Here is a 13,908-nt window from a genome sequence, read left to right on the forward strand (position 1 = left end):
CCTTTCTCACTAGTAAAAAGATACTATAAATTTATTGGGACACTCTTTGACTTTCTGGAGCTCCCAAATAAGAAGGCTTCAAACCGCCAGTGTCAATCAATATTTTTTGAAGCGTAATTCCTGGGTCTAAAACCCTGAAACGAAGTGTGTGTTTTCCTGACTTCAAAATAGTATGTTTAGTCACAGAATGAATCATATGCTCTGCCTGCCATTTACCTAATTCTCCTTTATAATGCCCATTAAAATTGACCTGTTGCGGTTTTTCGCCATCAAAAGATATTTCATATCGAAGTCCTTTATTGCTATTAAAATTAAGCGTTGGAGCCAGTAAAAGTTCGACCTTAAATTCTCCCGTTGAAGCAAAATTAATTTCATATTCTACAAAGACATTATCATCTGCTGTTGGGTAAATATTTTGCGGAAATGTCGTTATTCCACTCAGTGTTTTTCCGAAATCTGGAATCACCTCCCAATGTGTTTTTTTTGAATTATTGACCGTAGAAAAGTGTTCTGCATGAATCGAAACATAACCCTCTTTTTCTGCAAAAACTTTCGGAACTATAATTTCGCTATCAGGAAGATATTTTACCTCAGGAAGAATATTTTTGGGACCATCGTGCCAAGCTTTATAACCTATACGCATTTGATCCATCATGTGAGGCCATTTGCCCCCTGCAATTTCATTATTGTACTTGTTTTGAAGAATAGAATCGCGTTCAAATTTTACTTTAACCTCATCTGCATAATAATTGGCAAGACCGTTTTTTTCTGACGCAAGTTTCTTGTTTTTTGCCTGTGCAAAATACATTTCATAAAGATTGCAGCAGGCGTCTATAGGATACAAAACCAGCTCGAAATAAGCATCTTTATATTCGTTTGGAAGTTCGTTGTAAACTCTGTAAGCATCTAGTGCTAATTTTTTGTAATCGTTAACAACCATTTCAAATTCATTATAGTTTTCTAATGAATAGGTTTTGCTGTCCAGCATTTCTGGAGTAACCCGACGATTAAATTTTGGATAGGTATTTAATAATCTGGCAATTTCTTTAGAATATTTTGTTCCAAACTGTTCTGCTGCCCAATTTTCTGTGTATTGGAATAAATTCTGAGAGTTGAAATCTTTTGGATTCCAAGCCATGTCTAAAAAGAAGCTGATCGGGAATTCCATTGGTTTTAAATCCCCAACATTGACAATCCAGACTTTATCGACTCCATTTTCATAACTAAGGTTCATTTGTTCCCAAACCCTTTGTATCGGACTTATGTTTATCCATTTTGAATTTCTTGGACCTCCAACATAGTCAAAATGATAATACATTCCGTAACCGCCTTTATGCAATGGTTTGGAAAGATCTGGAAGTTTGCGGACATTTCCCCAATTGTCATCACAAAATAAAAGAATGACGTCATCAGGAACTCGCATTCCCTGATCGTAATAATCTTGAACCTCTTTATACAAAGCCCAAACCTGAGGTGTTTTATTGGCGCTTTGCCCTGTTTCTTTCTCAATAATTTTGCGCTGTTCTTTTACAATATTTTCCAGCAGACTTATATTGGTGCCATCGCTCATTGCTTCGTCTCCATCGCCACGCATCCCAATAGTTACCAGTTTTTCCCAATTTTTGCTTCGCTGAATCCCCGTTTTCCAGAATTCGTCTAAAACCGTTTTGTTTTTGGAATAGTCCCAAACATTCGGCAAATTGTTTTTTTTAATATAACGTCGCCAGTCGGTTTGTGCCAAAGCCATTGGTTCATGGTGAGAAGTTCCCATTACAATCCCCATCTCATTTGCTAGAGGCCCGCTCGCCACATCATCGTCATAAAATGCATTTCCCCACATCGCAGGCCACATATAATTGCCCTTTAGCCTAAGTACTAATTCAAAAACTTTTTCATAAAACTTGCTATTAAAACCGCCAAAAGTAGCTTTTGCCCAGCCACTCAATGCTGGTGCTTCATCATTAAGGAAAATGCCTCGGTACTTTACAGCTGGTTCTCCATCTGTGTACATCCCTTTAATGAAATAAATGTTTTCTTTCTGTTTTACAGGCACATCAGCCCAGTAATACCAAGGAGAAACGCCAATCTGTTTCGATAATTCATAAATTCCGTAAATCGTACCGCGTTTGTCGCTTCCTGCAATTATGAGCGCTTCGTCTACACCTTTAAAAGGACTTCTAACGTGTTGTATGATGAATTTTTCATTCTTCCCTTTGAGATCTTTTCCTTCGATTTTTTTCTGTTTAATTAAATCATCAATAACAGAATTAGATCCGATCGTTCCAATGATAATGAGCGGTGATGATGCATTAGGATTTTGGTTTAAAATAAGCGGACGCTGGCCTGTAACTTTCTCAAAATCGGACTGTAGATTATGTACAGCTCGCAAAATGCCTGCATCTAAATTTGGATTTATAAAAAAAGAAAGTGACAGCGATTTTTCTTTCAGCACCATAACATTCTGGCTTTTATCTTCTGTTATAAAAGGCTGAGAAGCTTTTGATAGCGTACTTGCTAAAACAAAAATCAAGGCGTATATAAATTTCAAATAGTTTTTCATCAGGTATTTTTTATCATTCATTTCAGATTCAGCTTATTTTAGATCAAAATCTTTGATTCTGCTTTGTGTTATTTGAATAATAACTGTGAATACAGGAACAAATCGTGTCTCCATACTGGCCAAGTGTGTCCGCCTGGATATTCGCTGTATTTATACTTTATGCCGAATTGATCAAATTTCTGCATCATGATTTTACAATTCTCGTAAGCTATGTCTTCTTTTCCTCCCATCGAAATCCAGAAATCTTTCAAATTAGCATTAATTGACTGCGCATTGTTTTTCATAAACTCATATTGAGGATCTGATAATTTCGGATTGTTTGCCCACCAGCCTGAACTGAAAACGCCTAGACTTGAAAACATATTAGAGTTTTTAATTCCAGCGTAAAGTGTCTGCAATCCACCCATTGATAAACCGGCTAAAGCTCTACTTTTGCTGTCTGTCGCAACTTTAAAATTGCTTTCTACAAAAGGTATGGCTCCGTTTTTCAGTTCGTTTTCAAATGCTTTTAATGTTTCTTCTCCAAAACCTGCTATTCCTCCTGTATTGCCCATATTGCCATCAAGCATTACAATAAGCATTTTCTTTGCTTTGTTTTCTGCAATTAAATTATCCAAAATCAAATTTGCTTTTCCTTGAGTGCTCCATCCTCTTTGGTCTTCACCACCTCCGTGTAAAAGATACAGCACAGGAAATTTTTCTGAAGAGGTTTCGTATCCTGGCGGCGTATACACATACATTTCACGCCATGAATTAGTTCCTTTTGAAAAGTATTTCATTATCCTTATCTCACCATGCGGAACAGTTTTCAATTCATAAAAATCACCATCTTTTTTCGGGATTTCTATTCCACTGGCCATGCGCCCCATCCCATAAAAAGTTTCGCTTGACGGATCTGCAACTGCCACACCATCAATCAAAAGCGAGTAATAATTAAATCCTCCGTTTATAGGGTCAGTTGTGACATTCCAGACTCCCTGACCATCTTTCTGCATGTCGTACTTTTTCCCAAGGTCTATCTGCACTTTTGATGCGTCAGGTGCATTGACTTTAAAGATTACTCTGTTATCAGGCAGAATCTGAGGATATTTGGCATTACGTATGTTGGTTTGAGCTGTGGCTCCTAAAACCGTATATTTTGCAAAACTTGATTCATCAACTGGTTTGAACAATAACTGCGAAAACATGTACAAGCTGTTTTTCCATACTTTGAAATCGTGAACTCCTGGTTCTAGATAATAGATGTGCGGGACATTGTTTTTGAATAAATAATCGTGTGTTCGTTTGCTGTTTTCCAGCAGCCAATCGTTATCTCCGCAAGAAATCCACAGCAGTTTCAGTTTCTTTTTGGCTTCTTCAGGATTTGGCACCAATTCTTCTGTTTTCTTGGTATTTGGAGCCGAAGAAAATCCGCCGATCCAAGCAAATTTATCTAGGTTTGTCAAACCGAAATTCAGAGACTGTCCGCCACCCATAGATAATCCTGCAATGGCACTATGCTCTCTATCTTTGTAGACATTGTATTTTTTTTCAATGAAAGGAATTAAATCCTTCAATAAATCTTTTTCAAAATCTGCAAATGCCTGCACTTTGTCTGGCGCCATTATATTTCCGGTAGCGCTGTCATCTTTCATGGCTCTTCCGTTTGGCATTACTACGATCATCGGTTCTACTTTTCCTTCTGCATAAAGATTGTCCAATATAATCTGAGGACTTCCACCATTAAGCCATTCTTTTTCATCTCCGCCAATTCCGTGCAAAAGATATAAAACTGGATATTTTTTGCTTTTACTAAATCCAGGTGGCGTATAAATAGTGGCTTTTCTGCTTGTTCCAACTGTTTTTGAATCATAACTTACCGTTTCTACTTTTCCTGATGGAACTGATGGGTTTAACTGATCAAAACCGACTGGCGCTTGAACTATAAAAGGCTCATTTGGGCTATCTGATTTATAGCCTAATAATGAAAGCATTTTTTCTGCATAACGTTTTCCTAAATCTCTATATCCTGCCGAACTAAAGTGAAGGAAATCTGGAGCTACTGCGCAGCCTTTTGATGAAATTATATAAGAGGTTGGAATGGTTTGAGGAAGTGTTGCAATGATTTTATTCATGCTGGCGCATTTTCCTTTTTGTTCTTCATGAACGGTTTCACCTGAAAGCAATGGCACTTTTTTAGGATCAAGGTTTAGATCTTTCATCAGATTATCATATACTATTTTAACCTTTTTCGGCCATAGAGTATCGCCCGTGTTAGATTCTCCCTGATGCAGTAAAATACCTTTTATAACTCCTTTCTTTTGTGCAATTTTTGCCATTTCAACCAATCTTGCATACGGACTGCCATTGTATTCCTTAAGCATGCCTAGCATCCATTCTGGTGCTGTTTTTACGTAATTTTCAACATTATTTTTATCAAAAAGCTCGATTTTACATCCTCCCACAGCAACATTTACCACTCCCACTTTAACATTTTTAGGAAGATTGGCTACCATAGTTCTTCCAAAATAATCTGTCAATGTTAATCCTGTTTTACATCTGCATAATGGCGGAATTGCACTATACCATTTTCCCATTTCGCGATTCAAATCTGGGCAATTTACAGCTTCCAGAACCTGAAAACGAGGATCTACATTTATTTTGTCTTCAGCTTCTATCGGAGCAGCGCCTTCCATATTGGACTGTCCAAAACTTAAATAAACATGAAAATTTGGATCTTGAGAATATCCATTCAGTCCCTTTAAAAAAAGAACTGCTATTGCGAAAAATCTAATTATTGATTTCATGATATCTTGTTAAAGTTGTTTTAATACTAAATGGGATTTCACTTAAATAAATTTAAATCTATGACTTCGCCCATTCTTTGATAACCTAATTCATTAGGATGTAAAAAATCCCCATCATGCATATTTGATAAAATGGTTTTAGAATCGGTTTCCGAAGCCATTTCTTTATCAAAATCTATTACTGCATCAAAATGGTTATTTCGAATCCAAGCATTCACTAGATCTCTTGCTTCCTGTTTGAAAGGCGCGTCATAAAATGATTTTTGAAAAGGCAAAATCGTACAACCGTAGACTTTTATGCCTCTGGCGTGTGCTTTTTCTATCATAATTTTATAAGCATCTATAATTTCTTGTGCTTTTACAGGAGCATCTTCTGCACGTTTAATTCCGCCAATATCATTTATTCCTTCTAAAATCACGAGCCATTTTGTACCGGTTTGCGAAAGCACGTCACGATCAAAACGCTCTAATGCTGTTGGACCTAATCCGCCTTTTACAACGCAATTTCCTCCTATTCCTAAATTTAGAACTCCAATACTTTGAGTTGCTTTATCGGCTGCTAGTCTAGCTGCTAGAATATCGGTCCATCGATTTTGTTTGTTTGTTCCAGAACCGCGTCCATCTGTAATGGAGTTTCCTAGACAAACAATATTAGATGCCTTTTTTGATGCCACAACATCGACGCCAACAATAGAATACCAATGATCTGTTTTTACGGCGTCCGAGAAAACATCATTATTGATATTGTCTCCCGATAAAATATAAGAGGTCGTTCTCGATCCTGGGTGTCCAGTTGTTTTTGGTGATGCAGCTCCATAATAAATGGTTATGGCAAGCCTCTGGCCTGGCTTTAATTTAAAATTCAGTTTGTCTGAAAATACTTCCTGATTTGGATTTAATGTTACCCCTTGATTTCCGTTAAAACTCAGATTTTTTTGTGTGTTTTTATCAATCGCAGGAGCATCAAGCACATTGGCTATACTGACTTTTTTTAGAACTGTAGGCTGATCGCTGAATAGATTTGAAAAACGCAGACGAATATGCTCTCCTCCAATCGAAACTTTTATAATCTGACGAAGTGTATTTTCGGCCAAACCTGGGGCTGGAGGCATATTGTTTGGTTCTACAAGCATTGGTGCACAAGCCCACGATCCGACCCAATTTTCAGCTTTCGCCTTTTCAGAAGAATTTGCTAAAGGCTGATTGGTTTTACATCCTAGTATTAAAGTGAAAAGCTGTAAAAGCAATATATATTTTAAATATCTTTTTATCATTTCTACTAAAATTTGATGACTGCTGTTATGCTAAAAAAACAACTCCCATAAATCATTTTCAAATTGAAATAAATGGGAGTTGTAAATTTTATTTCGGATGTGAATTATTTGATGAAGTGGCATATAAACCCACCAACGCTCCTGTAAATCCGCCTGCAACATTTGTTGAAAGAATATCTCCTGAAACTGGATTTCCAAGATTTTCAAAATCAGCACCATTCAAAGCATAGCTAAACTGATAATTGTCGCCTGTTGCTTTAACTTGCAAACGTATTGCTCCTTTCATTTCTATTTTTGCGCTTGACACAATTTCTGATTGTCCTTTTTCTGTTCTTTCCAACAGTATATAGGTGTCTTTTCCTTTCTTAGTGATACCAAAAACGTAATTGTAGCTTTCATTCTGCAGACATACAATTCCTGCCAGATCTTTTTCTGACTCTGGCTTATATTCTAAAGTTGTTGTAAAAGAAAAAGTATTATGCTGCTGTCTGTAAAATAAGGTAGAAGTTGGTTTTAGCTCCTTGATGTTTACAGCAAATGGCGTAATCTGCAAACCTTTTTTAACAATAGAAATAAAGTGTTCTCTTGGTCCGCGTAATCCAATCCATCTATAATCTAACTTCTGTGATGTAAAATTTTCTGTAAATGTAAAGTTGCCATTAGGGAAAAAACCATCTTTACCTGTTTTATTTACCACACCGTTTGGCATTTTTAATTTTGGCCCCATTGGAACTAAACCGTTCTCAAAAACAGGAAAGGTACCTGACCAGTCTACTGGCAGCATAAAAGTTTCACGTCCAGCATTTACTCTATCTTTTTCATTTGGACGAATTCCTAAAAATACACCATAATATTTATTGTCTGGACCAAGGACTAAATCTGCATGCCCTGCCCAATCAACTTTGTTTGGTCTGTTTTGAGGGAAATATCTCTGTGTTAGAATTGGGTTATTAGATGCTGGTTTAAAAGGTCCTTTTGGACTATCGCTAATAAAAACAACTTCACTATGATTTCCTCCTGTACCTCCTTCAGCACACATTAAATAGTAATGATTGTCTTTTTTATATAAATGAGGAGCTTCTATCCAAATTGGTTTTTTAGAAAGATCAACTCCACCATCTACAATAATTTTGTCCGTTCCCGGAATTACCTGATCTTTCTCTAAATCATATTCCCAAACTTTAATTACTCGATGTCCGTTGTACAATTCTTTTCCTTTATCGGGAGCATCATTGTGCACGACATACCCTTTTCCGTTGTCATCAAAGAAAATAGACGGATCAATTCCGTTAAAAGCTAATTTAATTGGACTCCCCCATCCTTTTTTTGGGTCTTTAGTTTTTACAATGATATTCCCTAAACCGCCTGTAAAAGCAGTAACAATCATATAAAAAGTATCATTGTGGGGATTATAAGTAATTCCAGGTGCATAAACTCCAGCACTAATTCCTGTATCATGAGGATTAAACTCTGAAACTTTATCTAATACCCCACCCAAATCAGTCCAGTTTACTAAATCTTTAGAGTGAAAAATGGGAACTCCAGGGAACATGGCAAACGAAGAACACACCATATAATAATCGTCTCCTTTTCTTGTAATGGCCGGATCAGGATAACATCCCTGCAGAATCGGAGAATAAAATTCATCTTCTTTTAACGGATTGCTTTTGTAAATCTGGTCATCTCCTACGTAAGTTGCGTTTGAAAATATTGGATCTTTACTGCTTTTCTTTTTTAGGATAGTGCTTTCCTGAGCCTGTGTAAGGATAGAGCAAAACAGAACAGCAACTGATATAAGAATCTTTTTTTTATTGCTCATTTTATATTGTTTGTTAAAGTAAATCTCGAAAAAATATTAAAAAGCCGAGATGGTTACTCCCGGCTTGTTTAAAACTAAATTAATAAACCCTAATAAGATAATTCATTAAAATTGACCTTATTTGATTAGCATTAGTTTTTAGAAAAATAAAACTTAATATCCTGGATTTTGGTAAGCTACTTTTTCATCAGCAGACATTTCCATTCCGTCGATTTGTCCTTGCGGGATTGGTCTTAGATAATGGTGTGGATCAATTGTTCTGGTCACTACTTCTGGCGTATGCTGTCCGTAGTTAGATCCTCCGATAGAATATTTACCCGCAATTTCATTCCATTTTTGTGTTCTTACTAAGTCATACCAACGGTATCCTTCGCCAAAAAATTCACGTGAACGCTCAGCAAGAATGTAGTTAATATCAATTACAGCTGGAGTTGCATTGGTCATAGCAGCACTATTATCCTGAATTTTAGCCGTATTTCCATTATTGTCCCATTTCCATTTCCCTGCTCTAGCTCTAAGTACATTTACAAGAGATCTAGCACTCCAAGATCCTGTAGCTCCTTTAACAGCTGCTTCGGCTGCAACCAAATATAATTCAGAGAATTTTGCTACTGGGAATGGTCTTGTGCTTCCTGCATTAGGTTGCCCTAATCCTCCAGCGTTATCTGTTCTGTAAGGCCCAAGTTTCCAGAAACCTGGATATACAATTCTACTAATGCCTTTTGGAGAAATCACATAATCTGCTCTTCCCGGCAATACTCCTGCACCTACTCCGCTGTCGCCTTGCCCAGAAGGATAAGTGATTGCAGTTGCTGGCTCATCATTAAGGAAGCTTAAAACAGCGTCTCCAGGTTTAATTGTCAAACCATTTGCATTCGTTAGAGTTGCCACACCTGTAAGACCTGTTCCTTGAAGATTCCAATTTCCTCTGAAAACAGTTGTGAATGTTCCATCGTATCTTGAATCATTAGTCTTATCCGCAAAAGTGTTGGTAAAAACTTCAATAGGCGGCGCCATTCTTGTCCATGGGCGTCCTAAAAATTGATTCGCTTCTCTTTGTACTGAAGAAACTGCAGCGGTTCCGTTTTTACTTCTTATAGCAGTGTAGTTCCAAGTCACCATCCAACCTGAAAAGTTATCTGGAGCACCACCGCTACCGTACGTAAGACTTGCGCCATTATAATATTCGCTTTCTTGCGTATGATCTGCATAAAGCATTACTTCTTTATTTCTGTCATTTGCTCCTGCATTAACATCATAATACGAATCAAGCAGTCCATAAGACCCAGGATTATTTATTCCTTCTACAGCCAAATCATAGGCCTTCTGAAAATACCACTGTGCATTATGTCCGTCAGGATCTGTTCTTGGAGTATCTGGATAAGTTGGAATATTATTTGGGTTTTCTAACCACCAAGCATAAGTAAGATATGCCTTTGCTAGAAATAATCGTGCTACAGTTTTAGTTACCGTACCTGTCAATCTAGGTGCATCTGGAAGATCGTTAACTGCTGTAATCAAATCTGGAAAAATGGCTTTTGTATATACTTCAGGAACAGTATTTCGTTTAGAATATCTTGAAGGTTTGCTGTTAAACTTTAATTCTCCAGCTCCTAAATCTAATGGCACACCTCCAAAAGTTTGCACTAAAAGAAAGTAATCAAACCCTCTAAAAAATTTAGATTCAGCAATTAAACTGCTAGCAACACCTACGGCTGCTCCATTTTCGATAATACCGCTCGCGGTATTGATATCATAATAAGAGTTATTCCACAAAACATCTGAACGGCTTGAAGTTGGATTAATGATACCCACCCCAGATAAATCGTGATCTTTAAAATTTCCGTCTGCACTTTGCGCATATGTTGCCTCATCTGTTCCTGTCTGGCATGCATTATAAAAATAAGCTTGTCCGTAAATCCAGCGTAAATGTGCGTAATGAGAAGTTAATCCCTGTTTAACTCCCTGCTCTGTTTTAAAGTAGCCTGGTTCATAAAAATCATGAGGTTTTTCCTCTAATATATCAGAGCAGCCGGCTAATGAAAGTAAAACCGTTGATCCTATAATTAAATTTTTAAAAATATATCGTTTCATGTCTGTATCTGATTAAAATGTTAAATTAAGTCCAAATAAATAATTTCTGGTTGCAGGAGTGTTTGTACCGATAACAGAGAATCTTCTCTGATAAGAGGCAACAGCCTGATTTTCATCACCAAATGAATTCGTTTCAGGATCCATTCCAGATTTATCATGATATGGAGAAAATAAAACAAACGGATTCTGCACTGTGAAATAAAGTCTTAACTTGTCTATTCCTACATTTTTTGTAAAGTTTGGGTCAAGAGTATATCCAAGAGTCATTGCTCTAATTTTTACATAAGAAGCATCAAAATATCCCATAGTTGACATATATTTAGGGTTATCTCCGCTTCTGATACCTCTCGGATTAGGGAACTCTCCGTCTCTATTATCTGGAGTCCAATAGTCAACATCTACGTTGCTTCTACGTCCGTTTAATAAGTTCATATAACTTGCTCCTCCATATAATGTGCTTATTAATACACCTCCGCTTTTAAATGCTCCTACTGCATTAAAATCAAATCCTTTGTAAGTTACATTAGTATTAAAACCTCCTTGGAAATCAGGATCTGTTTCAATAATCTGGCGATCGCTTGCATTAATGGCACGAGTTGGCGAACCATCTGGATTATATTCTCCGGTATATTTCACTTTGATCGATCCTACAACTGTTCCCTGCTGATTAATTCCAGTTGGTCCTGGCTCAAGAATTGACATATATGGATCACCTTCTTGCCAGATTCCAACCTTTTCATAATCATAGATTGAATTAATATTATATCCAACAAACCAATTGTTTGCTTCATCACGGCTAGCTCCTGATGCTAAAGCAACAAGTTTGTTTTCGTTTTTGTAGAAGTTAACTCCCACAGACCATGTCACACCTTTAGGATTATCAAGAATAACTCCGTTCAATGAGATTTCATAACCTTTGTTTTGTGTTTCTCCCACGTTAGCCACATAACTGCTTACACCAGATGTTGCTGGAAGACCCACACGCTGCAATAGATTTTTTGTATTGGTTTTATAATATTCAACTGTACCAGATAAGCGGTTATTAAAAAATCCGAAATCTAAACCATAGTTCCATGTAGTTGAGAACTCCCATCCCAAATTAGGATTTGGAAGCTCAGTAACATATACTCCTGTTGAATTATTGCTTCCAAAATTGTATGGTCTTGTACTTAAAGCTCCTAGTGTTGCATAAGGAGCTACTGCCTGATTTGAAGTTTCTCCATACCCCGCTCTCAATTTCAATAAATTGATATGTTTAATATCTTTCATGAATGACTCATTTGAAAGTGTCCAACCAGCAGATACAGCAGGATAAGTTACCCATTTGTTTCCAGGAGATAATCTTGATGAACCGTCAGAACGAACTGTTCCAGATATAAAATAACGGTTATCATAAGAGTACATTAACCTAGCCATATAAGATGTTAATCCCCATTGTGTATAATCCTGATCCGCAGGGTTAATTACAGCTTCTTCCTCGCTTTGCCCTAAATTGTAAAATTGGAAAGCATCAGAGGTAATTCCATTTCGAGTCACTCTCGAACTTTGTCCTGTATATTGTTCATTTGAATACAATCCAACAAAATTTATTGTATGTTTCTGTGCAAAAGTTTTATCATAAGTCAATAAATTTTCCAACAGCCATTGTGTAGACCAGCCGTTTGTTATTGCCGCATTAGAAAGTGTCGTTGGGTTTACGTCAAAAACTCCTTGACCTTCATAATATCCAGCATTTGATGTGCGTAAATTCAAACCTGTATTAAGTCTGTATTTCAGCCCTTCAACACCTGGAATTTTAATTTCTGCAAAAATGTTATTATATGAACTGAAAGCTCTATTTAAATTCACATAAGCATCTCCTAAATTTTCAATAGATTTTCTAGTGTAAACCCACTGGTCATCTGCTGCCATGCTCACTGTTCTTTTCAAAGAACCATCTGCATTGTACGGATTAGCAAGCGGTGAAGTCTGCAAAATAGTTCCTGTTCCGATATTATCTCCATTTGTAATGCTGTAATTACTATTGGTGTTAAATCCTATACGAATAGATCGATTAATCTGCTGGTCTAAACCTGCTCTAAGGCTAAAACGCTCATAGCTTTGGCCAGGAAGAACTGATTCTTCTTTGTAATATCCTAAACCTGCATTGTACGCACCTGTTTCACTTCCACCCGAAACGCTAACATCATGGCTGATCATTTCGCCAGAACCGTATAATGAATCCTGCCAATCTGTATTTACATTTCTTTTCTCATCAACACCATCTACATATAAACCTGTATAATCACGAAGAGTAGCAAATTTAGAAGCATCCATCATAGGATATTTTGAAAAAACCTGTTTAATACCGCTAAAACCATTGTAGGTAAAAGTAGCTTTCTGATTTTTTCTTCCTTTTAAAGTAGTCACTAAAATTACACCGTTGGCTCCGCGAGAACCATAAATGGCGGTAGCAGAAGCATCTTTTAAAATATCCACAGACTTAATATCTGCTGGATTAATATCTCCTATAGAACCCGCAAACGGAACCCCATCCAATACTACTAAAGGATCATTACTACCAGTAAGAGATCTTGTTCCTCTAATCCTTATCTGCATTGCAGCGCCAGGTTTAGAAGAAGTTTGCGTCATCTCAACCCCTGCAAGCCTACCTTGCAAAGCTTGGGTAATATTGGCCGCGGGCACTTCATTTAATTCTTTTCCTCCTAATGATGCAACCGATCCTGTAACAGCCTCCTTAATTTGAGTACCATATCCAATTACAACTACTTCTTTTAAGGCATTTGAGTCTTCCTCCAAAAGCACATTGATCTTGGTTTGTCCGTTCACGCTAATTTCTTGGCTTTTAAATCCTATAAAGCTAAAAACAAGAACACCATTTGAAGGAACACTTATAGAATAATTACCGTCGAAACCTGTACTTACTCCGTTTTTTGCTCCTTTTAGATTAACATTCACACCAGGAATTGGACCATTTGCATCCGAAACTGTTCCTGTAACTGCTGTTTGTGCCTTAATTTGCATTGAGACCAAAAACAATAGGATCAAAAAACCGAAGCTTTTTATATGCTTCGATTTACTTGTAATAAAAAAATTATTCATAAAAATTGATTTAATTATTAAAATTGGTTTTTGTTAGTTAGTTATTTTTTACACTTTAAAAAGTTAAATCAAGTATTAACTTAATAAGTGTATTTATTACAAATATAGAAAAATATCTTTCAAACACAATCGGTTGTGTAATTTTTTATTAATAAGTACAAAAAAAATATGCCTTAAAAAAATAGTTACTTCATATTTAAGCCTAAAAATATAAGAATATGACAAAACAAACTATAACGTTGTAGCTATCTTTAATGAAAATTATGTGTTCTT

General features: G+C 36.6%; 6 protein-coding genes. All 6 read right to left on the reverse strand.

From position 1 onward, the window contains the following. Positions 1-31: 31 nt before the first annotated feature. The gene (locus BLP44_RS21910; protein ID WP_244511835.1) at positions 32-2,581 is read right to left on the reverse strand and encodes a glycosyl hydrolase 115 family protein; all 2,550 of its coding nucleotides are present in this window, start codon (positions 2,579-2,581) and stop codon (positions 32-34) included. 47 nt (positions 2,582-2,628) lie between these two features. Then, positions 2,629-5,346, reverse strand: coding sequence for an alpha/beta hydrolase-fold protein (locus BLP44_RS21915; protein ID WP_091136309.1), 2,718 nt, complete (start codon positions 5,344-5,346; stop codon positions 2,629-2,631). Between the two features lie 38 nt (positions 5,347-5,384). Continuing rightward, positions 5,385-6,620 (reverse strand): SGNH/GDSL hydrolase family protein, encoded by a 1,236-nt coding sequence (locus BLP44_RS21920; RefSeq protein ID WP_091136312.1) that lies wholly within the window; start codon positions 6,618-6,620, stop codon positions 5,385-5,387. 88 nt (positions 6,621-6,708) lie between these two features. Further along, entirely contained in the window at positions 6,709-8,439 is a 1,731-nt protein-coding gene (locus BLP44_RS21925; RefSeq protein WP_091136317.1) for a glycoside hydrolase family 43 protein, read from the reverse strand. A gap of 153 nt (positions 8,440-8,592) precedes the next feature. Then, positions 8,593-10,533, reverse strand: a complete 1,941-nt coding sequence (locus BLP44_RS21930; protein ID WP_091136321.1) for a RagB/SusD family nutrient uptake outer membrane protein — start codon at positions 10,531-10,533, stop codon at positions 8,593-8,595. A gap of 12 nt (positions 10,534-10,545) precedes the next feature. Continuing rightward, a complete protein-coding gene (locus BLP44_RS21935) occupies positions 10,546-13,635 on the reverse strand; it encodes a SusC/RagA family TonB-linked outer membrane protein (protein WP_091136326.1) in 3,090 nt (1,029 codons plus the stop codon). Between the last annotated feature and the right edge of the window lie 273 nt (positions 13,636-13,908).

It is taken from the genome of Flavobacterium anhuiense (assembly GCF_900101855.1).
GTDB classification, from domain to species: Bacteria; Bacteroidota; Bacteroidia; order Flavobacteriales; family Flavobacteriaceae; genus Flavobacterium; species Flavobacterium anhuiense.